The organism is Nocardia mexicana NBRC 108244, assembly GCF_001613165.1.
Taxonomy (GTDB): domain Bacteria; phylum Actinomycetota; class Actinomycetes; order Mycobacteriales; family Mycobacteriaceae; genus Nocardia; species Nocardia mexicana.
In genome coordinates this window covers 128,809-155,445 of sequence record NZ_BDBV01000019.1, presented here as the reverse complement: position 1 = coordinate 155,445, position 26,637 = coordinate 128,809, and the positions used below count along the sequence as shown (strand labels likewise).

At 68.2% G+C, this 26,637-nt stretch carries 24 protein-coding genes; 8 read left to right on the top strand and 16 right to left on the bottom strand.

Annotated elements, in window-relative coordinates; all coding sequences use genetic code 11:
• Positions 1 to 35 precede the first annotated feature (35 nt).
• The 4 genes from NM1_RS41990 to NM1_RS06880 all read right to left on the bottom strand — a co-directional run bounded on the left by NM1_RS41990 (position 36) and on the right by NM1_RS06880 (position 3,962).
• Entirely contained in the window at positions 36 to 1,529 is a 1,494-nt protein-coding gene (locus NM1_RS41990; RefSeq protein ID WP_068015198.1) for a hypothetical protein, read from the bottom strand.
• A gap of 56 nt (positions 1,530 to 1,585) precedes the next feature.
• Positions 1,586 to 2,854 carry a lipase family protein gene (locus tag NM1_RS06890; RefSeq protein WP_084519227.1) on the bottom strand — a complete coding sequence of 423 codons (1,269 nt, stop codon included), beginning with the start codon at positions 2,852 to 2,854 and terminating at the stop codon, positions 1,586 to 1,588.
• A gap of 131 nt (positions 2,855 to 2,985) precedes the next feature.
• Positions 2,986 to 3,615, bottom strand: a complete 630-nt coding sequence (locus NM1_RS06885; protein ID WP_114699523.1) for a TetR/AcrR family transcriptional regulator — start codon at positions 3,613 to 3,615, stop codon at positions 2,986 to 2,988.
• Positions 3,615 to 3,962, bottom strand: a complete 348-nt coding sequence (locus NM1_RS06880) for an SPW repeat domain-containing protein (RefSeq protein WP_068015193.1) — start codon at positions 3,960 to 3,962, stop codon at positions 3,615 to 3,617. Before NM1_RS06880 ends, NM1_RS06885 begins: the two co-directional genes overlap by 1 nt.
• Positions 3,963 to 4,181: 219 nt before the next feature.
• On the opposite strand from NM1_RS06880, the gene NM1_RS06875 reads away from it, so the two are divergent.
• From NM1_RS06875 to NM1_RS06865, 3 genes are all read left to right on the top strand, one after another.
• On the top strand, positions 4,182 to 5,360 hold the full coding sequence (locus tag NM1_RS06875; protein WP_068015189.1) for an NAD(P)/FAD-dependent oxidoreductase: 1,179 nt from the start codon (positions 4,182 to 4,184) through the stop codon (positions 5,358 to 5,360).
• A 468-nt stretch (positions 5,361 to 5,828) separates the two neighbouring features.
• On the top strand, positions 5,829 to 6,614 hold the full coding sequence (locus NM1_RS06870) for a glutamate racemase (RefSeq protein ID WP_068015186.1): 786 nt from the start codon (positions 5,829 to 5,831) through the stop codon (positions 6,612 to 6,614).
• A gap of 263 nt (positions 6,615 to 6,877) precedes the next feature.
• Positions 6,878 to 7,606, top strand: coding sequence for a DNA alkylation repair protein (locus NM1_RS06865; protein ID WP_068015355.1), 729 nt, complete (start codon positions 6,878 to 6,880; stop codon positions 7,604 to 7,606).
• 4 nt (positions 7,607 to 7,610) lie between these two features.
• On the opposite strand, the gene NM1_RS06860 is transcribed toward NM1_RS06865, so the two are convergent.
• Both NM1_RS06860 and mftR2 read right to left on the bottom strand, forming a co-directional pair.
• On the bottom strand, positions 7,611 to 8,666 hold the full coding sequence (locus NM1_RS06860) for a ferredoxin--NADP reductase (protein ID WP_068015183.1): 1,056 nt from the start codon (positions 8,664 to 8,666) through the stop codon (positions 7,611 to 7,613).
• Between the two features lie 55 nt (positions 8,667 to 8,721).
• On the bottom strand, positions 8,722 to 9,360 hold the full coding sequence (mftR2, locus tag NM1_RS06855; protein WP_246011161.1) for a mycofactocin system transcriptional regulator MftR2: 639 nt from the start codon (positions 9,358 to 9,360) through the stop codon (positions 8,722 to 8,724).
• A gap of 437 nt (positions 9,361 to 9,797) precedes the next feature.
• Between mftR2 and mftF the strand changes: the two genes are divergently transcribed.
• Together mftF and NM1_RS06845 are read left to right on the top strand one after the other, a co-directional pair.
• Positions 9,798 to 11,195, top strand: coding sequence for a mycofactocin biosynthesis glycosyltransferase MftF (gene mftF, locus NM1_RS06850; protein WP_068015180.1), 1,398 nt, complete (start codon positions 9,798 to 9,800; stop codon positions 11,193 to 11,195).
• A gap of 40 nt (positions 11,196 to 11,235) precedes the next feature.
• Positions 11,236 to 12,606 (top strand): GAF domain-containing protein, encoded by a 1,371-nt coding sequence (locus tag NM1_RS06845; RefSeq protein ID WP_068015177.1) that lies wholly within the window; start codon positions 11,236 to 11,238, stop codon positions 12,604 to 12,606.
• Between the two features lie 1,433 nt (positions 12,607 to 14,039).
• Here the strand turns inward: NM1_RS06845 and NM1_RS44590 are convergent.
• On the bottom strand, positions 14,040 to 14,453 hold the full coding sequence (locus NM1_RS44590; protein WP_084519225.1) for a WhiB family transcriptional regulator: 414 nt from the start codon (positions 14,451 to 14,453) through the stop codon (positions 14,040 to 14,042).
• Between the two features lie 280 nt (positions 14,454 to 14,733).
• Here NM1_RS44590 and NM1_RS06835 point away from each other — a divergent pair, with 280 nt between their 5' ends.
• Genes NM1_RS06835 through NM1_RS06825 form a run of 3 tightly spaced genes read left to right on the top strand, consistent with a single transcriptional unit; the run spans position 14,734 to position 16,726 of the window.
• The gene (locus NM1_RS06835; protein WP_068015350.1) at positions 14,734 to 15,684 is read left to right on the top strand and encodes an aliphatic amidase; all 951 of its coding nucleotides are present in this window, start codon (positions 14,734 to 14,736) and stop codon (positions 15,682 to 15,684) included.
• Between the two features lie 22 nt (positions 15,685 to 15,706).
• A complete protein-coding gene (locus NM1_RS06830; protein WP_147288955.1) occupies positions 15,707 to 15,967 on the top strand; it encodes a hypothetical protein in 261 nt (86 codons plus the stop codon).
• 51 nt (positions 15,968 to 16,018) lie between these two features.
• Complete coding sequence (locus NM1_RS06825; protein WP_068015167.1) at positions 16,019 to 16,726, top strand: NUDIX hydrolase; 708 nt, start codon at positions 16,019 to 16,021, stop codon at positions 16,724 to 16,726.
• Between the two features lie 6 nt (positions 16,727 to 16,732).
• Here the strand turns inward: NM1_RS06825 and NM1_RS06820 are convergent, their stop codons facing one another.
• From NM1_RS06820 to NM1_RS06780, 9 genes are all read right to left on the bottom strand, one after another.
• Positions 16,733 to 17,989, bottom strand: coding sequence for a TetR/AcrR family transcriptional regulator (locus tag NM1_RS06820; RefSeq protein WP_068015348.1), 1,257 nt, complete (start codon positions 17,987 to 17,989; stop codon positions 16,733 to 16,735).
• A 187-nt stretch (positions 17,990 to 18,176) separates the two neighbouring features.
• Positions 18,177 to 18,791 carry an Rv1363c family protein gene (locus tag NM1_RS06815; RefSeq protein ID WP_068015164.1) on the bottom strand — a complete coding sequence of 205 codons (615 nt, stop codon included), beginning with the start codon at positions 18,789 to 18,791 and terminating at the stop codon, positions 18,177 to 18,179.
• Positions 18,792 to 18,803: 12 nt separating this feature from the next.
• Positions 18,804 to 19,991 carry an MCE family protein gene (locus NM1_RS06810; RefSeq protein ID WP_068015161.1) on the bottom strand — a complete coding sequence of 396 codons (1,188 nt, stop codon included), beginning with the start codon at positions 19,989 to 19,991 and terminating at the stop codon, positions 18,804 to 18,806.
• Complete coding sequence (locus NM1_RS06805) at positions 19,988 to 21,235, bottom strand: MCE family protein (protein ID WP_084519223.1); 1,248 nt, start codon at positions 21,233 to 21,235, stop codon at positions 19,988 to 19,990. The genes NM1_RS06810 and NM1_RS06805 overlap by 4 nt, the downstream gene beginning before the upstream one ends.
• The gene (locus NM1_RS06800) at positions 21,232 to 22,335 is read right to left on the bottom strand and encodes an MCE family protein (RefSeq protein ID WP_068015158.1); all 1,104 of its coding nucleotides are present in this window, start codon (positions 22,333 to 22,335) and stop codon (positions 21,232 to 21,234) included. The genes NM1_RS06805 and NM1_RS06800 overlap by 4 nt, the downstream gene beginning before the upstream one ends.
• Complete coding sequence (locus NM1_RS06795; RefSeq protein WP_068015345.1) at positions 22,335 to 23,357, bottom strand: MCE family protein; 1,023 nt, start codon at positions 23,355 to 23,357, stop codon at positions 22,335 to 22,337. The genes NM1_RS06800 and NM1_RS06795 overlap by 1 nt, the downstream gene beginning before the upstream one ends.
• On the bottom strand, positions 23,357 to 24,379 hold the full coding sequence (locus NM1_RS06790) for an MlaD family protein (protein WP_068015154.1): 1,023 nt from the start codon (positions 24,377 to 24,379) through the stop codon (positions 23,357 to 23,359). Before NM1_RS06790 ends, NM1_RS06795 begins: the two co-directional genes overlap by 1 nt.
• Positions 24,376 to 25,764, bottom strand: coding sequence for an MlaD family protein (locus NM1_RS06785; RefSeq protein WP_068015150.1), 1,389 nt, complete (start codon positions 25,762 to 25,764; stop codon positions 24,376 to 24,378). The genes NM1_RS06790 and NM1_RS06785 overlap by 4 nt, the downstream gene beginning before the upstream one ends.
• Before the next feature lie 8 nt (positions 25,765 to 25,772).
• Positions 25,773 to 26,636 (bottom strand): ABC transporter permease, encoded by an 864-nt coding sequence (locus NM1_RS06780; protein WP_068015147.1) that lies wholly within the window; start codon positions 26,634 to 26,636, stop codon positions 25,773 to 25,775.
• Position 26,637 lies beyond the last annotated feature (1 nt).

The following is a 26,637-nucleotide window of genomic DNA, read 5'->3' as shown; positions in this document are numbered from 1 at the left end:
TTTTCGTATTTCGGGGCGGGCAGCGGGCCCGGTTGTCAGGTTGGTTCGGTTGCGGCTAATAGGGCCTCGGCGAACTGGCGCATCTGGTCGGCGCCGCCGAACCAGGCGGAGACCAGGTCCACCGCGGCGGTGCGGGTGCGGTAGGCGGCGCGGATGAAATCGTCGAGGGAGATTTCGCCCGCCTCGGCCTTCTTGGCGATGTTCTCCAGGTTGTGGCTGGCCAGCAGCAGTTGCATCACCAGCTGGACGTCGACCGTGGTGGGGGAATCGTCGCGGGCCGTGGCCTGGCGGTGGTTGGCGGCGCGGCGGGCCGGTGACGGCTCCAGGGTGCGGCGGGCGGGGGCGCTGTCGTTGCGCGGCATGGCTTCGGCGGGCGGCGCGGGCTCGGCGTGCCGTGTGGTCTCGCCCCGCGGTGAGGCCGCTGCGCGCTGTGAGGTCTCGGCGAGCGATGTGGTCTCCGCGGCCGTCGGGTGCTCGGGGTGCTGACGGGTACGCAGCGGAGGCCGGGCGGGATCGGACTCCGGACTGGCGGCGGAACCGCGTCGAGGAATGCCGGTTCCGGCCGTGGGGCCGCCGGAGCCGCGCTGGGGCAGTCCGACCTCGGCACGCGTGCGAGGGTCGGGTTCCGCGGCGCCCGCCTCGGGCCGCTGCGGGACGACCGGTTCGGACCGAGACGCGACGGAGTCCGTGTGCGGCGCGACCGATTCGCTCTGCGTGGTGAGGTCGCTGCGCGACGCGGCGAAGTCGGTGCGCGCGGCGAAGTCGTTTGCCGGGGCGGCGAAGTCGTTGAGCGGGGCCGTGAAATTGTTGTTCGGCGTCCCGGATTCGTTCGCCGGTGCGGTGAAGTTGTTTGCCGAGGTGGAGAAGTCGTTGCGTGGGGTCCCGGATTCGCGCGCAGTGGAGGTGAAGTTGTTCGACGCGCTGGAGAAGTCGTTGCGTGGGGTGGCGGATTGGTTTGTCGGGGTGGTGAAGTCGTTCGCCGGGGTGGTGAAGTCGTTGCGTCGGGCAGCGGAATCGTTTGCCGGGGTGGAAAAGTCGCTGTGCGGAGTTATGGTTCCGCTCGTCGCGGACGCGAAACCGTTCGGCGAGGTGGAGAACTCGCTGTGTGGGGTGATCGAGTCGTTCGGTGGCGCAGGAAAACCGTTTCGCGGGTTGATCGAATCCCGTCGCGGGGTGATCGAATCGGGTGGATTCGGCGCCGATTCACCCCGGCGCATGCCGGGGTCCGTCGGTGTGGTCGACTCCGGCCTGATCGCCACCGAATCGGGGGCCGACATCAGGGATTCGGAACGGCTGACGGTCGGTTCGGGCGACGGCGCGGGGGATTGTGTCGCCGCATTGGCCCACTGCGTGGCGAAATCCAGCTGATTCCACTGCATCTCGGGGCCGAACGGACTGTCCGCGGAGGTGTCGATGCCGGTCAGGGAATTCGCCGATGACGGACCCGAGTTGTTGACCGGATGGGTGAGGCGAGCCCCTTCCGGTCGTGTGCGATTGGGTTCCCCGAAACTGGCGAAAGCATCCGTCATAGCCGCCATGCTATCCCCGCCGCACGGCGGCTTCAGGCCGTGTGCCCCCGCTCACCTCAGCAGTTCGACGGGGCCGCCTCGCCGCGGAATCGGGCGTCGAGCCAGTCGACCATGGCCGGCGCGCCCAGTACCGCGGCCGACAGATGCTCCGGTGAGGAGGTCAGTTCGGCCTGCAGGCGCACGCCCGCCGCGCAGTATCGGCGGTTGGTATTGACGATCGCGTCGATCGGGATCAGCGGATCCGTCGGCGAATGCCACTCGAACACGGGAGTTTTCGGAATTCCGTCGAACAGCTCGAGGCTGTTTTCCTCGACCACGGCCCAGGCGTCCGGACTGTCGATCAGCTCGGTGTTCTTGGCATATTCGAGCGCACTGCGCCCCGCCCCGGCGGCGAGGATTTCATTCGTGCATCCGTTGGCCATCGCGTTGCGCGCGGCGATGCCCTTGGCGTTCATATAGTCGCTGATCGGCAGCCGGTTCGGATATTCGCGTTCGAGTCCGATCGCGGCCGCCATCGCCAGCCCGAATGCCGGGTGCGAGTTGGCGCCCAGCGCCTTCACCATGGTCACCATGTTCATCGGCACACCGCCGGTGGCGGCACCGGCGATATCGAGTTCGGGTGCGTATTCCGGCTGTAGCGCCGCGGCCCAGCCCGTCGCCATCCCGCCGCCGGAATAACCGGCCATGGCGACGCGGCTCTTGCCGACCTGCAGTTCGGGTACCTGCCGCACCGCGCGGATGCCGTCCAGTGTGATCTGGCCGCCCAGACGTGCCGCGCCGTAAGCGAATTGCGGTCCGAGGTGGTCGGGCAGCGCGATGCTCCAACCGCGTGCGAGCAGGGCGTTCAACGCGGGCGCCTCGCGCACCTGCAGGTTCGGATCGGGTGTGTACAGCACGTGCGAGACGGCGCAGTCGGCGCCGAGCCCGTTGATGATGTGCTGGTAGGAGAGCAGCGGTCCGTCCGGCGCGTGGTTGGCCGGTGTCAGCACGGTGGTGATCGCGGCGATCGGTTCGCCGTGAGAGTTGTTGGAGCGGAACTTGATCGACGTGACCGTGCTGCCGGGGAAGATCGGCAGCGGCGGCATCGGCCGGGTAGCGAGCACCGCGCCGAGCGGATGGTCGGCGAGGTCCGCGGGGGCCGCGAAGAAGGGGTCCGGGTCCGGGCGCGGATAGATCGGCTGGGCGGCCGACGGTGCGGCGAGTGCGAGCCCTAAGGCCACTGCGCCCAGTGCGCTCAGCACGCGTCGGAGTCCACGGCGGGCCTCGGCGGGGATGCTGGCAGGGGGCAGACGAAACACACGACCTCCACGGATATCTCGCAACATCGGAAAGACCGGTCAGTTTTGTATTCAAATTGCGAAATGTCCGGTAGGCGGTGCGACACGCCGACCGCGGGATGCGGTTTTTCCTGGGAGAACGCATCGGAAACGGCAGGTGAACGAGAATCGGCGCGGGTTCAGCCGAGTTGGGTCATACCTGCCGCGATGACCTGGGAGAGGTTGAGGATCTCGTCGGCGCTGGGGAGGGTGAGCCCGTCGAGCGCGTGCAGGCGGTCGGTGGTGGTGATGGCCAGCACGGCCGAGACCCAGGCGGTCGCGCAGGCGCGCAGCGTGCCGGGTTGCACCGGTCCGGACGCGCTGGCCTGGAGCACCCGGGCGGTGACGTCGAGCAGTTGATCGCGCATGCGGCGCAGCTGTTTGCGGACATCCGGATGGGTGTCGGCCTCGCGCCACATGATCACGCGCAGCACCGAGGAGTGATGGTCGCGCAGGTTCAGCGCGGCATCCAGGTTCACCAGGCTCGTGGCCGGATCGCCGGGTGCCACAACGGTATTGATGTCGTCGAGCGGGTTGGCGGGTACCCGCTCGGCCATCAGCGCCGACAGAATCGAATCCTTGGTGGGGAAGTAGTAGAAGACCAGGCCCTTCGGGACGCCGGCCGCGGCGGCGATGGACGCCGTCGCGGTCGCGTCGAATCCATGTGTCGCGAAGAGATTCTCAGCGGCATCCAGGATGAGCTGACGGGCGTCGCCGTCGACCTTCTTGCTCCGGCGACGCCCCGCTCGATGGGGTTTCGGCATGTGCATCAGTGAGCAGTATGCAGCCGTGCCGTTACTTGCGGAAGCGCCGCCACCGCGACCACCACGGTCAGGACGCCGACGATCCATGCGGTCCAGGAGGCGCCGCTGAGTTCGTCGAAGTTCATCACCCAGGGGGAGATGAACAGCAGCACGCCGAACACGCCCATCGCATAGTCCAGGTTGGACATCGCGGGCCGGGCCAACTGTGCCAGGCCGCTGAGTGCGATGAGCGCACCGAGGACGATCAACGTCCACATCGCCCGGGTACTGGTGTCGACCCAGATGGGTGACAGCGCGGTGAAGACGCCGAGCACGACGGCTACGAAGTCTTGCGCGCGACTCTCGCTGAACATGGTTGCCTCCTCGAGGGCTGGGAATATGTTCCCTTTCGGTATAACTCTGATTGACCGCCCGATCAATACCTGGCGGAGCAAGATTTCGTACCGAAGTTCGTGCGCCGCCCGGGTGGGGGTAGAAATTAGAACAAGTTCTAGAATAGCGTGGGTTGTCGTGCAGCTATGCGTTTCAGTGACCGTTGAACCGTCCGTGGCCTCCGGCTCGGGAGTGGCGCGATGACCGGGCCGATCGTGATCGTCGGTGCGGGCCTGGCCGGGCTGCGCACCGCGGAGGAACTGCGCCGGGCCGGGTACTACGGGGAGCTGATCCTGGTCGGCGACGAGACGCGGCTGCCCTACGATCGGCCGCCGCTGTCGAAGCAGTTCGTGCGCGGCGAGACCGACGACACCACGCTGCGGCCCGCCGAGTTCTTCGCCGAGAAGGACATCGAGCTGCGGCTGGGCACCGGCGCCGCGGGCGTGGACACCGCCGCGCGGCGGGTGCTGCTCGCCGACGGCTCGGAACTCCCCTACGGGCACCTGATCATCGCAACCGGGCTGCGGCCCAGGCGGATTCCGGGTCTCCCGGAGGCCTCCGGCGTGCACGTGCTGCGCCGGCACGAGGACGCGGCCGCGCTGCGCGGCGCATTGGCCGGTGCGACAAGGGCATTGGTGGTGGGCGCCGGTTTCATCGGCTGCGAGGTGGCGGCGAGCCTGCGGGCGTGCGGCATGGAGGTGGTGCTGGTGGAGCCGCAGCCGACGCCGCTGGCCGCCGCGCTCGGTGAGCAGGTCGGCGGGCTCGTCGCGCGCCTGCACCGGGCGGAGGGTGTCGACGTGCGATGCGGGGTCGGGCTGGATTCGCTTGTCGTCGAGGGTGATTCGGTGCGTGGCGCGCGGTTGTCGGACGGGAGCGAGGTAGCGGCCGAGCTGGCGGTGATCGGTGTCGGCTCGGTGCCGGTGACCGATTGGCTCGCCGCGTCCGGCATTCCGCTGGCCGAGCCGAGCGCGGGTGGCGGTGTGCTCGCCGACAATGTGGGCCGGACCGCGGTCGACGGCGTCTGGGCCGTCGGAGATGTCGCGGCCTGGCGGCACGAGACCGGCGGTCACCGCCGCGTCGAACACTGGACCAATGCGGGCGAACAGGCCCAGTTGCTGGCGTGCGCGTTGCTGGGTACCGAACCGCCCTCCGCCGCCCGCGTCCCCTACGTGTGGAGCGACCAGTACAACCTCAAGATCCAGGTCCTCGGCACCCCCGGCGCCGCCGACGAGGTCCGCATCCTGGACGACGACGGCCGCAAATTCCTCGCCCACTACTTCGCCGACGGCACCCTCACCGCCGTAGTCGGCGCGGGCAAGGTAGGCGCCGTCATGAAAATGCGCGCCCAACTCGCCGGAGCAGCCGCCCCCGCCCGCTGACCACCAGCACACTTCCCGCCCCCCTCGCGTGCTCCCGCACCCCCTGCAGAGCTCCGGAACCGGTGCGGGAACACGCAAGGCGTGCGACGAACGTCGTGCCAGCTGCGAGGGTGTGTGGTGCTTCTCGCACGCTTTGTGTGCCGACGCACGCCTTGCAGCGCTCTGGAGGCGGTGCGGGAACACGCAAGGCGTGCGACGAGAGTCGTGCCAGCTGCGAGGGTGTGTGGTGTTTCTCGCGCGCCGACGCACGCCGTGCAGGGCTCTGAAACCGGTGCGGGAACACGCAAGGCGTGCGGCAAGCGTCGTCCGAGCTGCGAGGGTGCGTGGTGCTTCTCGCACGCCGACGCACGCCTTGTGGGCAGTGGAGGTGGTGCGGGAACGGGTAGGGGTGAGGGAATGGGTGGCTGTTTCCTCCGGGTGGGGTGGGTGCGGCGTGGGGTGGGGAGGGCGCTAATTAGAGTTGGCGGGGTGATCGTCGCGCTCATCGATTCCGGACTGGGGATGCTGCCCACCGGGGCGTGGCTGCGGAAGCTGCGGCCCGATCTGGATCTGCTGCTGCAGACCGACCCGGACGGCGCCCCGTGGGGGCCGAAGCCGGAGCAGTGGGTCGTGGACAGAGTGCTGGGGGCCGCGCGGCGTGCGCTGGAGTTGGGCGCGGAGGTGATCGTGCTGCCGTGCAATACCGCCAGTGTGACCGCGCTGGAGCAGGTGCGGGTCGAGGTGGGTCCCGAGATTCCGGTGATCGGGACGGTCCCGGCCATCAAGCCCGCGGCCGCGGCCTGCCGGAAGGTGGCGGTCTGGGCGACCGCCGCGACCACCGCCAGCCGGTACCAGGCCGATCTGATCGCGCGGTTCGGCGGCGACGCCGAGGTGACCGGCGTGGCGTGCCACGGACTGGCCGACGCCATCGACCGGGGCGACCTGCCCGCGATCGAGGAGGCGATCGTGCGGGCCGCCGAGCGCACCCCGCCGGGCACCGAGGGCGTGGTACTCGGCTGCACCCACTACCCGCTGGTGCTGGATGCGATTCTGGCCGCGTTGCCGAACGAGATGCGCCTGTTCGACAGCGCCGAAGCCGTTGCCGCCCAGACGCTTCGGCGCATCGACGCGCTGGGTCGCCCGAGCGGCGGTGCGGGCGCTGTCACGGTGCTGAACAGCGGCCGCCCGGGCGTGCTGCCGTCCGCTGCCGCCGCCTACGAGTCGGGCCGGGTCCTGGGCGCGACGGCCTTCCAAGCTGCCGACGCTGCCGGTTGAACACGGAGCCGCTGCGGCCGCCCCCTGAACGGCCTGGACGGGCGCTGTTCGGTCTGTCGAGGCAGAAAATGCCGTCTCGATCGGGAAAGTGACCGCGTAGGCCGGTTGATCTCGAAGTGGGACATCCACACGCCGGAAATGAACGGCTGAAGACGGCTTGGGGGGGCACACCGGCAATACTGGCGGTGGATGATCTTCCACTCCGAGCGGGAGGTGTTGTGGGCGGCAAGGATCCGACGGGTAGTGCGGTCGACGGTACTCCGATGACCGCGGCGGCCGTGCAGGCCGCGCTGGCCGAAGTGGCGGACGCGGGCGATGCGGTGCACCTGCAGCGGTTCTTCAAGACCGGGCCGGGGGAGTACGGCGAGGGGGACGTGTTCATCGGCGTGCGGGTGCCGCAGACCCGGTCGGTGGCGAAGCGGTTTGCGGCGCTGCCGCTTTCGGAGATCGACGTGCTGCTCGACAGTGCGGTCCACGAACATCGCCTGGCGGGCCTGGTCGTGCTGAATGCCGCCATGGCACGGGCCATGAAGCCCCGCACCTATGACGTTGCGGCGCAGGAGAAGATCGTCGACCTGTATCTGGCGGCGGTGCGTCGAGGGCGGGTGAACAACTGGGATCTGGTCGACGTCTCCGCGGAGAACGTGCTCGGCCCCTGGCTGCTGGACCGCCCCCGGGATCTCCTTTTCCAGCTGGCACAGCAGGATTCGCTGTGGGAGCGGCGGGTGGCGCTGCTGTCCACCTTCGCCTTCATCAAGGCCGGGGACGCCTCGACCACCTTCGACCTCTGCGAACGACTGCTCACCGACCGCCGCGACCTGATCCAGAAGGCAGTCGGCTGGATGCTGCGCGAGGTAGGCAAGCGCATCGCCCGCCCCCAGCTGACCACCTTCCTCGACCACCACGCCCCCGAAATGGGCCGCACCGCACTGAGTTACGCCACCGAACACCTGAAACCCGAAGCACGGCAGCACTATCGAGAGCTGCGGTAGCCCCTCAGAACTGGATCTTGAGGTGGTCGGTGACCGGGTGGGCCTGGCAGCCGAGGATGTAGCCCGCCTCGATGTCCTCGGGGTCGAGGATTTCGGCGTTGTCCATCTCCACCTTGCCCTCGAGGACGGTGCAGGCGCAGGATCCGCACTCGCCCTCCTGGCAGGAGTACGGCACGTCGAGGCCCTTGGACAGCATGATGTCCACCAGGGTCTGCTTGCGCGGCCAGCTGAGGTTGTGGGTCTCGCCGTCGAGTTCCACCTCGACGGTGGCGGCGTCGGCCTGCTCTTCCTCGCTCACCTCGACCGGCGCCGCATCGGCGAAGGGATCACCGGCGAGGGAGTTGAAGATCTCGGCGTGCGTCCGGTTGCGCGGCACTCCGACCTGGGCCAGCGCGTCGTGGACGCGATCCATGAAGGGCTTCGGACCGCACATGAAGGCGCGGCGCTCGGCGTAGGGCGCCACCACGGCCGCGAGCCCCTCGACGCTCGGGAGCCCCTGCAGCGTCTCCAGCCAGTGCACGACGACCAGCCGCTGCGGATGCTTGTCGGCCAGCTCCCGCAGTTCGCTCGCGAAGATGACCGATTCGGGGTCGCGGTTGGCGTAGACGAGCACGATGCGGCCGCTGCCCCGCGCCAGCGCGGACTTCAGGATCGACATCACCGGCGTGATGCCGCTGCCTGCGGCGAACAGCTGCAGGTCCTCGTCGAGGTCCTTGGGCGTGAAAACCCCCGAGGGTGGCAGCACTTCGAGCTCGTCGCCCGCCTTCACGTTGTCGCACACCCAGTTCGAGGCGTATCCGTCGACGGTGCGCTTGACCGTCACCTTCGGCCGGTCGTCGGTGTGCGGCGAACTCGCCAGCGAGTAGCAGCGCGCCACCGAACCGGTCCGGTCGCTGGGGATGCGCAGGGTGAGGAACTGGCCCGGCTGGTAGGTGAACCGTTCGCGCAAATCCTCGGGCACATCGAAGACCAGCGAGCAGGCATCGCCCGTTTCGGCGATGACCGCGGAGACCCGCAGCACGGCCGATCGTGAGCTGTGCGGTACTTCGACAGTGGTCATGGTGTCCTCTCGCGCCTGGCAGCCGGAGCCACCGAAACTAGAACGTGTTCTAGTTTCATAGTACGTGGCCATCCCGCTGCCGGACAAGCTGGGCCTCCAGCCCGGCGACCAGCACCTCCATGCCGAAGTCGTAGGTGTACTTGCCGCGCAGATCGCCGATGTGGTGTACGGCACGTGCCACGGCATCCGGCAACTGCGCATCGGTGAGCGCCGTACGGTCGCGCGGATTCACGCGCGCGCGCCCGAACAGATAGGTGTGAATGGTGGCGTAGGCGGCCAGCACATTGCGGTCGTCGAAGCCCGCGTCGAACAGGATCTCCATTACCGCGGCGATCAGATCGAGCTGTTTGCCGAGCATCTGCTCGATGAGTACGTCACCGAGACCCGGATGCTTGCGCAGTTTTTCGTCGATCTGATCGATGAGATCGCGCAGCCGATGTTGCCAGGGCCCGGCCTCCGGCGGCGGTTTCCGGACTCCGGTCAGGGCCGCGGAGGCGACCAGATCGAGTAGTTCGCGTTTGTCGGCGACGTAGTAGTACGGGGCCATCGGCGAGACGCCGAGTTCGCGGGACAGCCGGCGCATGGACAACTTTTCCACGCCGTCCTCGCGCACCACGCGCAGCGCGGCCTCGACGATCTCGGATTCCGAGAGTGTTTGATTGGGCCCGTTCCCCGGCCCGCCGTGGTTACGCAAGCCGCCGCCTCCAGGCCCGGCGCTCGCAGCGCCGTATCCGGCCCGCGGCATTCTCAGGCCCTCCGTGGTTACGCAAGCTCCCGCCTCGGTGTTTCATGACGACGGCCATCCGTCATCTGCTGTTCGTTCAACCTGCCGATACCCCCGCAGTCTAGAACGCGTGCGGAAGCGCTGGCCGGTGTGTGTGCGACGGCACCGCGCGGCGCATCGCTGCGGTCGCAAGACTGCATTAGCCAATGGTGAACTGCATACGGGCCGAAGGTGTTCTGCGTCACGGCCGGAGTGTCGATTGCCGATGGATTGCCAGCAACTTCGGAGAATTGCTGCCCGGTCGTCTGCGGGAGGATCCGTCGGCGGCCGCGGTATTCGCATCGAATTCGGTCCGTTTTTTTCGACACGGGATGACCGAATGCCGATCAGCGCATAGCATCCCTGGAATGCGCCATGATCGACTGCCCGACGGGTTCGGGGTACGTATCGATCCGCGGGTGCGCACCTACTCCGGTGGGCGGTTCCTCGTCGGTGGTTCGCCGACGAGGTTGCTGCGACTTGCGCCGGAGGCTGCCGCCCTGATCGGTGACGGGTTTCTCGAGGTGACGGATCCGGCCTCGGCGGGGGTTGCCAGACGGCTGCTCGATTCCGGTGTGGCCAACCCGCGTCCGCGGCTGCTGCCCTCGCCCGAGGATGTCACCGTGGTGATCCCGCACTGCAACGACGCGGCCGGGCTGGAGCGGCTGCTGGGTACGTTGCGCGGGCACAGCGTGGTGGTGGTCGACGACGGCTCGGATCGCCCGGTGCCGATTCCGCGCACCCGCGGCCGCTGCCGGGTGACGGTGCTGCGCCACGACCGCCGCCACGGACCGGCCGCCGCGCGCAACGCGGGACTGCGCGCGGCCACAACCGAATTCGTGGCCTTCCTGGACTCCGACGTGGTGCCGAAGGCGGGCTGGCTCGAGGTGATGCTGGGACATTTCAGCGATCCCGAGGTGGCGCTGGTGGCGCCCCGCATCGTCACGCGCGATCCGGACTCCACCGTGCTGAGCCGTTACGAACAGACCCGTTCGACGCTCGACCACGGCCGTCGCGAGGCGGCGGTGACCTCGCGCGGCGCGGTCTCGCACGTGCCGGGTGCGGCGCTGCTGGTGCGGCGTCGGGCGCTGCTGGCGGAGGGCGGGTTCGACGAGGAGATGCGTTCCGCGGCCGATATCGATCTGTGCTGGCGGCTGGAGCAGGCCGGCTGGCGGCTGCGCTACGAACCGGCCGCGCATGTCGCCTGCGACCATCCGGTGTCGTTCGGAAAATGGTTCGGGGGCAAGGTTTCCCACGGCGCGGGCGCGGCGCCGCTGGCCCGCCGGCACGCCGGGATGGTGGCGCCGCTGTCGGTGCCGTTCTGGTCGGTGGTGGCCACGGCGCTGCTGTCGACCGCCTCCCGCTGGGGTGTGCTGGGCGGCGTGGCCACGCTGGTCGCGGCGCTGGTGCGGCTGCGTCGGGTCTTCGCCGAGCTCGACAACCCGACCCGGGTGGCCGCGATCCAGTTGGCGCGCGGCTTCTCCGGCGGGGTGTGGCGGATCGTCTCGGCGATGTGCCGCCACTATTGGCCCGTCACGGTGCTGGCGATGGTGGCCTCGCCGCGCATCCGGCGCCTGGCGCTCACCATGGCTGTCGCCGACGGGCTGGCCGACTGGTTCACCCACCGCGACGCGGGCGGGCTGGACCCGGTGCGGTATCTGATCTGCAAGCGGCTCGACGATCTCGCCTACGGCACCGGCCTGTGGTGGGGCGCCGCCAGGGCCCGCAATGTCGCCGCCCTGCGGCCCGCGGTGCCGCCGCACTGACCCCGCACCCGGTACAGTCCGGTACCGGAAAGAAAGGTGCATGGTCAGCAATCTCGCCGGTGGCGCTGCCACGCAGCAGGACGCGCAGCCCGAGGCTCGGCTCGGCGCATTGGAAACCCATGCTGCCCAGGCACATCGATATCTCGAGGCCGGTGGCGAACAACTGCATCGGCTGCCGGGCCTGCTGCGGCCGCTGATCCTGGACTCCTGGCTGCGCAGCGTGCGCGACGGCGTCGACCCCGCCGCCGCTGTCGACGGCCGCGGCCTGCGCGACGCCGATCTGCGGCGCTACCGCGACGGGCATGCGATGGCGGCGGTGCTCCCGCTGGTGCACAAGCTGCTGCTGCAGGACGCCGCCAGCACCGGCATGACCGTCGTGGTCGCCGATCAGTACGGCCGGGCGCTGTGGGTGCTCGGCAACCCGAATCGGATTGCGGCGGTGGCCGACTCGGGGCTGCGCGAGGGCGACGATCTCAGCGAGCGCCGCATCGGCGCCAACGCGGTGGGGCTGGTGGTCCGCACCGGCCGGGCGACCTGGATCCACGGTCCCGAACACGTGCTGCACCGGATGCATCGGATCACGGGAGCGGCGGCGCCCGTGCACGATCCGCACGGCCGTCTGATCGGCGTGCTGATGGTCGCGGGCGGGATTCGCGTGGCTCGGCCGGAGATCCTGGCGCTGGTGAAGGCCACGGCCACGGCGGCGGAACTCGAGCTGCTGCTCGTGTCGATGCGTGCCGAACGGGAGTCGGATCGCGCTGCGGCCGTGGCGGGTTCGTCCGGGGAGCGGCGTCCGGGCCGATTGCGGCTGGAACTGCTCGGACTGGGGCAGCCGCAACTGAGCACGCCCGGTGGCCGAATTGTGCTGTCGCAGCGGCACGCCGAGATCCTGCTGCTGCTGTCCGAACATCCCGCGGGCCTGTCGTCCGATCATCTGGCGCTGCTGCTCGACGACACCGACCTCGACAGCGCCACCATTCGCGCGGCGATGTCGCGGCTGCGCGGGGTGGTCGGGCCCGAGGCCTTCGGTTCGCGCCCGTATCGGCTGCGGGTGACCGTCGGCACGGATGTCGCCGCGCTGCGGACGGCCCTGGATGCCGGGGACGTGGAGGCCGCGGTGCGGTCCTACGCCGGGCCGGTGCTGCCGCGTTCCGGCGCACCGGGAGTGATGGACATTCGCGAGGAGTTGCGGGTGCGGCTGCGCGCCGCCGTGCTGGGGTCGAGCGATCCGGCCGTGCTGGGCCGCTGGACCAGCGGCCCCGACGGACGCGACGATGCCGCGGCATGGCTGGCCTATCGCGCCGTCGTGGACCGGGACTCGGAGCTGTACACGCAGATCGAGGCCAAGATCCGGCTGCTGGACCGGCGGGCGGCCGCGGATCCCATCGGGGCGCGGCACTTCGGGCACTGACAGCTTCCGATCGGCTAACTGCCTGTTTTGTCGGCATGGGCGGGTAGGGTGAACACCGGAGTGGCCGAGTTGGATCTTCAAGTGCGGCCGTCCTAGGCATCGTCGGTGCTGGTCCCGGGGAAGGTCCAGCACCGACGAAGCTCTCGGATTGCGCGGCCACGGCCCGTGTTACGGCAACTCACTGCGGTACGGCACAGCCGCGATGTAGACCTTGGTGAGACGGCTGAGAGCTTTGCGAGGTCATGTCCTGCCCGGTACGACCGCCGCTGAGTCCTTTTCGTGGCCACCGTAGAGTCTCGAAGTCTGTGGCGGAGTCTCGGAATGTTCGGCGGTGACATGGCAGGTCCGCCACTGAACGCGGCGTCCACACGCGCTACGGCCCGCACCCGGCGCATGGCTTGTAGGGGCGCGGGAGTTGAAGCGGACCGGTCCGGCGATCGGGCGCTACTGTGCCCGCTGAGGATTGTCGGTGCAGACTGTTCGGGAGCGGGTCGACATGTCATTGCCGCGTGTGCGACGCCAGCAGGTCTATGTCTTCCACATGAAGAATCGGCGGGGGATCCGGTCGTCGCCGGGCATGCGGTCCTGGTATTGCACGAGAATTTCGTGGGTTGTCTACCGGCCTGCCGATGGTCGTCCCGCGGTCCGGCGGTCGCTTCGGTGTCCCGAGTGTGGAAAGAGCCTGACCTACACCGTCTTCAGCAACGCGGAGGCGCTTCGCCGCGCGACACGCCGTAGGGTCTGTGAGGCCGTCGGCTGGTCACTATTCGTTCTCACGGTTGTGCTGTTCGGCGCGTACGGCGGATTCAAGATGCTGCCTCTGCTGGTATTAGCGGCTGTGGCACTCCTTACGGGGTACTGGTTGGTCCTGTATGGCCGACAGGAGGAGACCGGAATCACCGGGGAAGGTACGGCGCGCCCCCTCGTACCCAGACATCCGGTGTCGCTCACTGACGAGCCGTGGTGATCGATGCAGCACTGATCTACACGCCCGACGAGAGCGATGCGTTCGCCAGGGGTGCCGCCTACCGGTCGGCAGAGCGCACATTCCCGCACCCCGTGCATGCTCACGCACCACGTACAAGCGTTTGTAGGGGGTGCGAGAACCGGTACGGGGTGCGGGAGTTGAGGCTCTGCCGACCGGTTGGTGCGTGTCATGCTGGACTGGAGGGTGTGTCGTCGGCGGTGTACGACGCGGCGGATGATCGGCCGCCGGTGTCCGAAACGAGCGGATTGCGCGTATTCTGCACATGGTCGGGTCTCGATCACATGCGGGCAGGGTCTGCGGCCGAGAACCTCAGCGGCACAGGGTGACCCGGGAAGAATCGGCTGCGTCGGCGCCACTGTCGATGGCTGGTGCCGTAGCCCGCTCGGGGATGTAACCGAACGGTCGATTCGGCCGGACGGTGGCCTCGGGTGACGCTGGGCGGTCGTCAACTCCTGTTGTGCCCGGCTACTTCTCGTATCGTCGGCGATTCGATTGCGCCGCACGTGCGACACAGTTGTGGATCGCCCTCGGATGCGGTGTCGGTGCCCGGGTGTTCGGTGGCGGGTGCGTGCCGGGGTCGCACGAGTCGCCAGCACTCGCGGCATCGAGGTTGATCGATGAACCCGCCCGCTATTGCGCGCAGTGCGGCAGCGGCCCCATTTCCCTGTCCGCTCAGCCAGACGCCCGCGAAGATGCCGTGCTGCTCTCCGATTTGGACCGTGTGGTGGGCGCATTCCGTGATGACCGGACAGTCCCGGCAATAGGAAAGCGCAGGTCCTGGGTCACCTTTCGGTGCCGGTGGCGGATAGAACAAGCCTGGCGGAACGTTTCGGCAAGCGGCATTGCGTCGCCAATGCATGGCGTTCTCCTCGGGCTGGTACAGCTGTGACTGGTGTGGTGTCTTGTTTACAAATGCGTACCCGTGGTGTCAAGGCGGATCCGTGGATTAATCCGACCGGAAGGTGTGCATTAATTCGGCCGGAAGTCGACCAGAAGTGCCGTGCCGAATACTTCCGGGTGAAACCTGAGGAAGGGGAGATTCTTCAATGGTGTCACCAGCGGAAACGGGTCGGTCCCGGAAAGCTCCGGAACTCACCGGCCCGCAGTTTCTCGAACATTCATTCGACAATGAGGAAGCGCTGCCCGATGCGTATTGTCTCGCCGTTGCGGTGGTGAACTACCCGATGCCGCGGTTGCACACCCGGGGCGAGGTGCTGGCGAATTGCTATCGCATGGCTCGCACGATCGACGGCCTGGTGCGCGGAAATCCGGATCTCGACCTGGTCGTTTTCCCGGAGTACTCGGCGATGGGCGTGATGTACGACGAGGCCGAACTGTATTCGACGGCGACGGTCGTCCCCGGCGACGAAACGGAGGTGTTCGCGCAGGCCTGCCGCCGGAATCGGGTGTGGGGCGTGTTCTCGCTGGCCGGTGAGTGCCACGAGGATCACCCGCGGCGACCGCCCTACAACACCGCGATCCTGATCAACGACCGCGGCGAGATCGTGCAGCGGTATCGCAAGATCGCCCCGGGTCCCGACGGCGAGCTGGCCTGGCCCGGCGACGCGACCTACGTGTGCGACGGGCCCAAGGGGATTCAGCTGTCGATCATTCTCGGCGAGGACGGCAACTACCCGGAGGTGTGGCGCGACTGCGCGATGAAGGGCGCCGAACTCGTGGTCCGATGCCAGGGGCTGGCGGGCGGGGACCGGGATCAGCAGGTCGCTATGGCTCGCACCATGGCGTGGGCGAACAACGTCTATGTCGCGGTGGCGAGCGCGACCGGATTCGACGGGGTGCGTTCGTATTTCGGGCACTCGGCCGTCATCGGCTGCGACGGCCGGACGATCGCCGAGTGCGGCAGCGAGCCGGACGGCGTGCAGGTGGCGCGCCTGTGGGCGCGGGAGCCGCGCAACGTCGACCGGTCCCCGCTCTACACGCTCCTGCATCGCGGCGCGGCCGCCTTCGCCGCCGTCGGAGACGGCCATCGCGGGACGGCCGACTGCCCGTTCGACTTCTACCGCACCTGGGTGAACGACCCCGTCAAGGCTCAGGAGCAGCTGCACGAGATCGCCGGCGGCTTTCGCTGAGACATCCGGACAAGGAGTAACCATGAGTCAGAACAGCATTCGACCGCGCGTGACGTCGCCCGGGGCGATGACTTCGGGTCCGGGCGAACCGGAAGCGCGCGGCTTCTATCTGGACCGCGACGGTGATATCTGGGAGAAGGAGGAATCGGGCTGGCGGCTGATCCTGCAGCGCGGCGTCGCCGTCGACCCGGTGTCGGTGTGGGACTGGACCGAGGGACACGTGCGCGACTACGGGCCCTTCCTGTCGGTGACGCCGGCCGGATCCTGCCGCTGGACCGAGTAGCCGGATTCCACCGGGCTGGTTATCGTCATACTGACGATTACAATCGCGATCATGGGCAACGCTTTTCGCCTCAACGCCGCGGTTGCGGTGGAGTTGGTTGTACTGACCCTCGGCGCGCGCCGGGCAACCAACGACACGCTCTGTGCGTTGCTGGTGCAGCGGTTGTTTGCCCCCTATCGCGGAAGGTGGGCCCTGCCCGGGGGATTCGTACAGCAGGACGAGAGCCTCTCGGCGGCCGCGGTGCGAGTGTTGCGGGAGGAGACCGGGATTCGCGCCGACCGGCTGCACCTCGAACAGCTGGCGACCTACGGTGAGCCGGGCCGGGATCCGCGCGGGCGGGTGATCAGCACCGCCTATCTGGCGCTGGTGCCCAACCTACCCGCCCCGCACGCCGGGCCCGAGGCGTCCGCGGCCGCGATCTGGTCGGTGGAGCAATTGCTGGTGGATCGGGGGCGGGTGGCCTTCGACCATCGCCGGATTCTCGCCGACGGCGTGGAGCGGGCCCGTGCCAAGATCGAGTACACGCCGCTGGCGACGGCCTTCTGCGCGTCCGAGTTCACCGTCGCCGAACTGCGCCGGGTGTACGAGGTGGTGTGGGGGACCAGTATCGATCCGCGGAACTTTCATCGAAAGGTCACCAGCACACCGGGTTTCGTGGAGCCGACCGGGCGGACGACGGTCGGCGGCGGCCGTCCGGCCCAGCTCTTCCGGGCCGGTCCGGCGCGGGTGCTGCACCCGCCGATGCTGCGGCCCAACTGAACCCCGTCACCGCGGTTGCGGACGCCCGAAAAGGATCGTTTCCATCAGGTTGCTGACCCTGTCCTGCGGGCAGATGTGCTCGTCGTTGCCGAACACCCGGCCCAGGTCGACGACCAGTCCGAAGGCCGCCTGCACGAGCACGCGCGCCTGCGCCTCGGACAGCTCCGGCCTGACCTCGATCAGCAGCTTCACCCATTCGGCGACGATGAGCCGCTGGATGTTGCGCAGCATGGTGCGCTCCTCGGCCGCCACATGGCCGAATTCGGCGTAGTACACGAAGGTCAGCTCGCGCTCGGCGAACGAGCCCGCGACGTAGAGGTCGATCAGCTTGGACAGCGCCTCGGCGGCGGTCTCCGAGGAGGTCACCGCCGGTCCGATCGCCCCGGACATCCGATCGGCCGCCCGCCGGAACGCCGCGGCGAGCAGATCGCTCTTGCTGCGGTAGTACCGGTACACCGCCGAGGCCGCCGACAGCTCCGCGGCCATGGCGATGTCCTCGACGCTGACATTGGGATAGCCGCGCGCGTGGAACAGTTCGATGGCCTTCTTCAGCAGCACCTCGTGCTTGAACGACTGCGGGATCTCCACCGCGCGTGGTGAGCGCGAGGGTGCCTCCGCGGCGGGAAGGTCGGCCCGGATCACCGACCACGCCGCCGAATTCAACACGGCCGTCATGGATTTCGCGGGCAGCGTGGCGTGGTGGTCGCCGATGCTGCTGGTCACGCTGAACACCGCCACCGCGCGGACCAGGCGGTCCCGGCGGGACAGTTCGGGGCGCAGGTCGCCGATCAGATCGCGCAGGATGGTGATCGCGGAGCCGAACTGGTCGTCGAGCGTCGCGTGATCGGTCTCGTCGAGGTAGCGGCCCTCCCAGCGGACGAGCGCCACCGTCGGACGGTTGGCGATGATATCGGCGATCACCGTGTCGAAGACGTGCCCGAGGCGCTGCTCGGGAGTCCAGCCGGCCGCCTCGGCGGGGAGCGTGACCGCGGCGACGGTGGCCGCGCCCAGACGCAGCAGTTCCTCCCGGAACAGCGCGTATTTGCTCGGGTAGTGCCGGTACAGGGCGGCGGAGGAAATGCCGAGGCGGGAGGCGATGTCCTCCATGCTGACGCCGTGGTAGCCGAGCGAACCGAACGCGGCGGCCGAGGTCGCCGCGATCTGCGCGCGCCGGTTCTTCGGGCGGCGGCGGATCACCCGCTCCGCGGATTTTGTTGTCGGCTGTTCTGCCTGGTGCGCGGTGCCGCGCTGTCCTCGGCTCACGGTATCGGCCTGTCTCTCTGAGGCAGCGCGTCGGACCGGGTTCCGGGAGACACGCTCGGGCTGCAGGAGGCCGTCGCGTGCGGTCGGCACGCCGCGGCGTTCCTCGACATTCATGGACGCCATGGTAGCTACCAGGCGATTTGCCACCGGTCTGTGTTACCGGCGGTTTCGGGTGACACGTATGGTATTACGACTGCGGCGGCGCCAGGGGTGTGTCGATCTTGTTCACCAGCCAGCGGTCGCCGTCCTTCTCCAGGCGCATCACGACCGACAGCTGCCCCTTCTCCGGCTGCCCCTTCGTGCCGAGGCTGGTGATCGTCTGGCCCATCACGACGATGGCCTCCGCCGAGGTCTTGTCCGCGCTGCGCAGCGCGCACTGGACGTCGTCCGTCTTCGCGACGACCTCGCCCTTGACCAGCACGTCGGCGAGGTCCTTGCTGGTGGTCTCGAACTGCTTCTTCCACTCACCCGTGGCGCCCGCCTGCACACCCTTGACGTACTGGTCCAGGTTCTTCGCGTCGTAGGTGGACAGCATCGGGCCGTAGCCGCAGGCGGCCTCGCGGGCCTGCCGCTGGGCGTCGAGGAGGTCCTGTTTGTCCGCATTCTGCAGATAGAAGAAGATGCTCGAGCCGACGGCGGCGCCGAGCACGAGGGCGGCGGCGGAACGGGCGGCGATCCGCCCGGTGCGGCCGAGGGCGGGGAGGCGGAGCTTGGGGAGTCGCCCGGCGGACGGCTCATCGCCCGATTCGGCTGGGGCAGAGTCGGGCAGGGAGTCCTGGTTGTCGATTTCCTTGTCGCTCATGAGTTTTCGCTCCTAGTTGCCGGTGGTGCCCGGAATCGGCTGGGACAGTTCGTTGCCGGTGACGCCCGGCGGGGCGGTGGATCCGTTGTCGGGGACATCGGGGCGTGGCGCATTGGCCGAACCGCGGACCTGCAGCGCCGGATCCCTTGTGACGCAGTAGTTGTAGAGCCGGGTGCGGGTATCGGTGACCACATTTCCGGGTGCCAGCGGGATGGTGTCGTACTCGCAGGTCGGGCGCGGGTAGAAGTCGGCGAGGGTGTGGTACGCGCCGTCGTGAGCGGGTACGCCGAGCGCTTGGATGCCCTGACGCAGCGAGGGGAACAGCGCCTCGATCGCGGGCTGGCGCAGCTTCGCGGCCCGGGTGATGGCGACGAAGTTGGTGACCAGGTGGGTCATCGGATCCTGGTTCTCGGCGACGATGCCGCCGAGCGTGGCCAGCTGGCCGGGACCCTGGTCGAGGAACTCGCGCACCTCCTGGTCGGCGGCGGTGGCCTGCTGGAACAGCGTGCTCCCGGCGGCGGTGACGGTGCTCAGGTCCGGCTGGGCGTGCGAGGTCGTCTCCGCGATCACCTCGAGGTTCTCGATCAGTTGCCGGGTCTGCGGCAGCAGGTCGGTGAGCCCGCCCATGGCCCGGCTGATGCCGGAGATCATGTTGCGCAACCGATCCGGGCCACCGGCCAGGGCCTTGTCGAGTTCGTCGATGATCACATTGAGCCGATCCGGATTCATGCCTCCGATGAATCCGGTGAGGTCGGCGAGCACGTTCTGCACCGGGATGGGCACCGTGGTGCGCGACCGCTCGACGATCGCGCCCTCGGACAGGTACGGACCGGTATCGGAGTCGGGCCGGAAATCCAGGTACTGCTCGCCCGCGGCCGACAGCCTGCCGACATGAACCTTGCCGCCGACGGGAATCTTTGCGGCATACTCGATTTCGGCGACCGCGGCGATACCGTCCCCGGAGACCCTGACATCGGTGACCTTGCCGACCCGCGTGCCGCGGAAGGTGACGTCGTTGTCCGGCAGCAGCCCGCCCGAACTGGGCAGTTCCACGGTGACGCGGAAGGTGTGCGGTATCGGGTTGAACCGCAGCACATACTGCGCCAGGTAGCCCGTGCCGAGCACGAGCACGATGACCAGACCGAGATTGGCGAGGGCGACGCGGCGGCTGACCACCCAGTTCCAGAGGGGGATGTTCACCGTTCACCCTCCTGGTCGGGAGTCGATCCGGAGTTGTCTTGCTGCGGACCGTCCGCCGGAGCCTCGGGCGCGGTCTCTGGGTCGCCGAGGGTCTGAGGGGCCTGCGGCGCGGGCGTGAGACCCGGGATCGTTGCCGGCGGGGTGGCGGGCACCGGCCGCGGCGGGCTGATGACTCGCCCGAAGACCTTCTCGAAGACCTGGGCGAGGCTGCCGATGAAGGCCGGGACGTCGCCGATCTCGGGCCACCGGCTGCCCTTCGGGTCCGAGAGGGCGCCGACGCTGATGTAGGAGACCACGGCCGCGACGGCCAGGACGGGACCCCGCAGCGAGGCCATCATCGGCGGATACAGCTCGTGCAGGTTGTCGAGCGCCTGCGTGAGATTGTCGCCCATATCGGTGAAGCCCGACATCAGCTGCTGGATGCTGTCGAACAGGCTGAGGAACTGCGGGCCGCTGGTGTCGGTGAAATCGCCCAGTGCCGCCATGGTCGTAGACACCTTGGCGGTCAGATCCACGATGCGCTGGTTGTTCTCGTTGACCAGCCCGAGCAGCTGCGGGAAAGTGTCTGCCGCGGAACCCAATTCGGCCTTGCGGCGCGCCAGCTCGCCGGACAGCGTGTTCAACCCCTGCAAGGTGGCGTCGATATCGCCGGTGCGCCGATTGAGGGCATCGATGACCGAGGTCATCTCGCTCAGCAGATGCGACAGCTGCGGTCCGCGCCCGGCGAACATCGAATCCATCTGCGCGCTGATCTGCGCGGCCTGATTGATACCGCCGCCGTTGATCAGCATCGAGACCGACATCATCAGCTGCTCGACCGAGGCGGCGGTACCGGTGCGGTCGGTGCCGATGGTGTCGCCCTCGCGCAGCGGCGGACCCGCCTCCGGCGCCGCGGGCAGCGTCATGGCGACGGACATATCGCCCAGCGGCGTCGCCTGGCGCAGTTCGGCGGTGGTGCCGCGCGGCAACGAAATATCCTGTCGGATCAGCATTTCCACATCGGCGATGAAGTTCGTCGACGTGATGCCGGTGACGGTGCCGATATCGGTGCCGCCGATGCGGACGTGCGCGTGGTCGGGCAGGTTGAGTGCGTCGCGGAAGGAGGCGTGGATGGTGTAGCCGGGGGCGCCGATGCCGGGCTTGGGCATCGGCAGGTTCTCCACCGTCACCGCGCAACCGGTGGATCCGGCCGTGACGACGGCGCACACTACGGCGAAACCCGTTCTGCGATAGGAGTGTTTCATTTCTGGCTGATCCCCAGGAGTGCGGCGGTGAGTCCGAAATCGGGCCCCAGATCGGCGATCCTGCCGGTGCGGCAGCCGTCGAGGCGCATCATGACGCGTTCGCAGAATGTCGACAGCGCCTCGCCGTCGAGCACCGACTTGTCGAGCAGGCCGTGCAGGCGCAGCGCCTGGTGCTCGTAGCTGGTGGCATTGGCCAGGTTCTGGAACATCAGCGGGGCGACGTCCACGATCTCGGTGAGATTGCGTGCGTTGGAGCGCATCTGGTCGCTGATCGTGACGAAGCGGTTCAGCGCCCCGGCCAGCTGGTCCCGGTTCTGCCCGACGACCGTGGAGGTGTTGGTGACGAAGTCGTTGAGCTGGGTCAGCACCGCCTGCAGCCCCGGCGCCTGCTCCCCCATCAGGCTCACCAGCTCGGTCAGGCGGCCGCTGAAATCCCGGACTGTCTGGTCGTTCTGGGCGATGACCTGGGTGATTTCGTTGAGTTTGATGATGGTGTTGGAGATCTGGTCCTTGTTGGCGAAGGTAGTCTCGAAGGCGGCCGAGAGAGCGTCGAGGGTTTCGCGCAGCTTGTCGCCGTTGCCGTCCAGCAGCGGGAACAACACCCGGCTGGCCATCGGGCCGGTGTCGCTGTCGCCCTTCAGCGTCGCGCCTATCTGGTCGAAGGTCTGCAGGATGCGATCGAGCTCCACCGGAGTCCTGGTGCGCGGCAGCGGAATGTGCGCACCGGCGGGCATCGCCGGACCCTCGCCGGAGTAGGCGGGTGCCAGTTCGATGTGCCGGTTGGTGATCAACTGCGGATTCACCAGCGCGGCAACGGCATCCGCGGGAATCTTGACGCCCTTGTCCAGCAGCATCGTCACCTGGACGTAGCTGCCCTTGGCCTCGATCGATTCGACCCGGCCGACCGGAACGCCCAGCACGTCCACCTCGTTGCCCGCGTACAGTCCGGCCACGTTCTCGAAATCGGCACTGATGCGGGTGTTTTCGCCGAGATACTGATTCGCCGTCGTGCCGAGGCTGCCGGGCAGCAGCGAGCAGCCCGACCCCACGGACGCGACCGCGCAGACCACTGCCAGTTTCGCGAGTATGCGGAATCTCATCACTTACACCCCTGTACGACCTGCGCGAAACAGATCCAGTTGTCCGGGAACAGGCCCCACGGCACGTAGACCTCGCCGTAGGGTCCGTTGCCCACCACGTTGTTGAACTGCCGCAGCGTCACCGGCATGATCTCGTAGAGCCGGTCGAGGTTCGCCTTGTTCTTCTCCAGGCCCTCCGACATGGTGTTCAGGTCGCCGATCATCGGGCCGAGCTGCTCGTTGTTCTCCAAACCCATGTCCTGCAGCAGTTTCGACAGCCCGGCCACATTGTCGAGCAGCTGCCGCAGCAGTTCCTGGCGCTGCTGCACCGCGGTGCCGATGGCCTCGCCGCGGGTCAGCAGCATCAGCACGCTGTTCTGGTTGTCCGAAACCAGCTGCGATACCTGGTCCATGCTCTTCAGCAGCGTGTCGACCTCGTCGCGGCGGTCGTTGATGACCTTGGCCAGCGCGCCGACGCTGTCGAGGGCCTGCACCGCCAGCTGCGGGGAACCGCCCATCTGCTCGTTCACGGTGTCCAGGGCGCCGCGCAGTTTCTGCGGGTCGATGCGTTCGATCCGCTCGAAGGACTGCTTGTACTGCGGATCCTGGACGACCTTGCCCAGGTTGTAGGGCACGCTGGTGTGGTCGATCCGAATCCGGTCGCCGGGCAGGCCCTGTCCGCTGCCGGGCACCAGGTCGACGTGCAGGCGGCCCAGGATAGTGGAGATCTTGATCGCGGCGCGGGCGTCAGGCCCCAGCTTCAGGTCCCGGCGCACCTTCAGGTCCGCGATCACCTTGGTGCCCTCGAGCCGGACGGCGCGGACGGCGCCCACCTCGATGCCGGACACGTCGACGGTCGCCCCGGCGCGCAGTCCGGCCGCTTGAGCGAACTCGGCCTGAATCGTCTTGTCGCCCAAGCGAGCCTGGGTCGCCACGCTCGAACCGATGAGCAGGGCCAGCACCGCCGCCGAGGTGATCAGGCCCAGGCGGAGGTACCGGTTGCGCAGAAAGCCGAGGAATCTCGGTAACTTCACGGCGGCCATCACCGGCACACCTCCGTATGCGAGTTGCCGCCGACCTGGGAGAACAGCCCCGGCGGCAGGAGCACACCCCACAGCGATACGTCCAGGCTGCAGAAGTAGGCGTTGCCGTAGGTGCCGTAGCTGGAGAACCAGGCAATGCGATTGAGCATGTCGGGCAGCTCCACCGCCGCCTGATCCAGCGAGGCGCCGTTGCCCAGCAGCAGCCGGATGCCGGTGGTGGCCTTGTCCTGCGCCTGTGCGACACCAGGTTTCACCTGCCCGATCAGTTCGACCAGGGCATCGGTGGAGGTGGCGACCTGGTCGACCGACGACTTCAGCACCTCGCCCTGCGAATACAGTCCGTCCATCAGCGAATGTGTCTGGGTGATCAGGGTTTCCAGCTCGCTGCTGCGATTGCCCAGACCGGAGATCACGCTGCTGAGATTGGACACCACGTCGCCGAGGATCCGGTCGCGCTGGCCGAAGGTGGTGGCAAGCTGCGCCGCCTGGGTGATCAGCTGGGCCAGCGACACCTGGTTGCCCTGCAGGGCCTGGACTAGCGTCTCGGACAGGGAATTCACCTGATCCGGCTGGAGGACCGAGAACAGTGGTTCGAAGCCGGACAGCAGCGCGGAGACGTCGAAGGACCCCTCGGTGCGGTCGAGCGGTATTTCCCCGCCGCCGGGCAGCGGGGCGCCGGGATCCTTGCCGGGGCCGAGCGCGATGTAGCGCTGGCCGATCAGATTCTGGTAGCGCACCATCGCCTTCGTGGTCGTGGTCAGACGCTGGTCGGCCTCGATGCGGAAGTCCACCCGGGCGCGGTAGCCGTCGGCGAAGTCGATCTTGTCGACGCGGCCGACCCGCACCCCGGCGGCCCGGACGTCGTCGCCGACGCGCAACCCGAGGACATCCGAGAACACGGCCGAATAGCGTTGTGTGTCACCGGCAACCGAGCGCTGCAGGGTGGAGTAGATGGTGTAGGTCAGTGCGATCGCGACGACGGCGAAGAGACTGAAACCGATCAGCGCCTTTCCGGATTTCACTGTGCCGCACCTCCTTCCGATACAGTCACCGAACCTCCGGCGAGAGCTGGGCTCAGCAGCAGCAACTGGGCCATGTTCGGTCGGCCGCCGACGATCGCGGCGACGGCGTCCGGCCCGCGCAGTGCCGCCGGGCGGGTTCCGGGTGCCGGATCCCGGTGCGACGCCGGGGCGGTGATACCCGGAATCTGTGGCAGCCCGGGGATGGACGGCAGCAGCTGCGGTCCGGGGGCGGCGGCCGGTGGAGGTGTGGGCCGTGGGCCCGCCGTATCGAGCCAGCCGGGCACCATCTGGGGTGGAATCTGCTGCGGCGGAGCGACTGTCGGCACGCTGGGCCCGCCGCAGCGCGGCCCGGCCAGCTCGCCGTAGCGCGGGCAGTCCTCGGCCGTGTACTGCTGGAACGGGGTGAACGACGCATCCATCGCCCACACCATCTGCTGCTTGGGCCCCCAGCGGAATGTCGTGCGCAACCGCTGCAGCGCGGTGTTGAGGTTGGCGGCGGCGAACGGGAGGGCCTGCGGATCGCGCGCGAGCCCGCCGAACAGATCGTCCAGGCCGCCGACGAGGAATTTGCCGGAGTCGGGATTGCGGGCGAACAGGCCGTTCACGACGTCGACCGCACCACCGGCATTGGTCAGCAGTTCGACCAGGTTCGCGCGCCGCTCGGTGAGGGTGCGGGCCGTCGTGACCGAATCCGACAGCACGCCCACCAGTTCGGGTGCGGACTCGCTCAGTGCCGTGGCCGCGCGGCCCAGATTGCCCAGCAGGTCACCGATCTCGGGTATCTCGTGCACCTGGGTGAGCCAGTTGTCGAGCCGTTCGATGGTGGAGCCGGGTACCCGGGCGCCGGGGTCGAGCGCCGCCGACAGCGTGGCGAGCACGCGGCCCAGCTTCTCGGGCTGAATATTGTTGAGCACGTTGCGAAGTACGTTCAGGGTGGTCTGCAGCTGAATCGTCGCGGCGCCGGTGTCCTCCGCGATCGTCGATCCGGAGCGCAGCGTCGCGGTCGCCGCGCCGTTGTCGACCAGCTCGATCGCGGTGACCCCGAACAGGTTGTTGGGGATGATGCGGGCGGTGACGTTCGCCGGAATCGTCTCCGCGATACCGGGTTTCAACGCGATATCGGCCCGCTGCCGTTCCCCCTTGGCCACCACCGCGACCGAATCGACTGTGCCCACGACCATTCCGCGGAACTTGACGTCGGCACGTGCGGGCAGGCCGTCGCCGGTACTGGTCAGCGTGGCCGTGACCGGGACCTTGTCGGTGAAATGGCCGGTATAGCGCAGCAACAGCAGGTACAGCAGTGCGGCGATGACGAGCAGCATGGCGATGCCCGCCAGGGTGAGCTGGCGGGCGGTCGCGCCGCGGCCGCTGGGATCGAGTATCACCCGTCCCCCTAACCCGAGATCCGGAAGCCGGGGTCGATACCCCAGATGGCAAGTGTCAGAAACAGATTGGCGAAGACCATGACGACGATGACCATCTTGATGGCCCGGCCCGCCGCCATCCCGACGCCCTCCGGGCCGCCGGTGGCGATATAGCCGTAGTAGCACTGGATGAAGGTCGCCAACAGCGTGAACACCACGACCTTCAGTAGCGAATAGAAGACGTCCGGCCCGAGCAGGAACTGGAAGAAGTAGTGGTCGTAGGTGCCCGTGCTGGTGCCCCCGAGGAACAGCACCGTGACCTTGGTCATCAGATACGCCGAGGCCAGGCCGACGGTGTAGAGCGGGACGATCGTCAGGGTGGCGGCGAACATCCGGGTGCTGACCAGGTAGGGCAGCGGCCGGATCGCGCAGGATTCGAGGGCGTCGATCTCCTCCGAGATCCGCATCGAGCCCAGCTGCGCGGTGAATCGGCACCCCGCCTGGATCGCGAACGCCAAGGTCGCGAGGATCGGACCGAGTTCCCGGGTGGTGGCGAATCCGGAGATGGCACCGGTGAGCGGGCCCATGGTGAGCAGGTTCAGCGCGGTGAACGACTCCATCCCCACGATGATTCCGCCGAAGCTGCACAGCACGAACACCACGCCGACGGTGCCGCCGCCGACGATCAGCGAGCCGTTGCCCCAGCTCACATCCGCGACGAGCCGGGCCACCTCGCGCCGATAGTGCTTGAGCGCGAAGGGAATTGCGATCAACGCCTGGAAGAACGTGATGGCCTGGTGCCCGAGCCGCTGGTTGAGATGCACCGGAACCAGCGCGGCGTTGCCCGCCGCGCGCAGCGGCCGGGCGGCCGGAGGCGTGTAGGTACTGGCCACC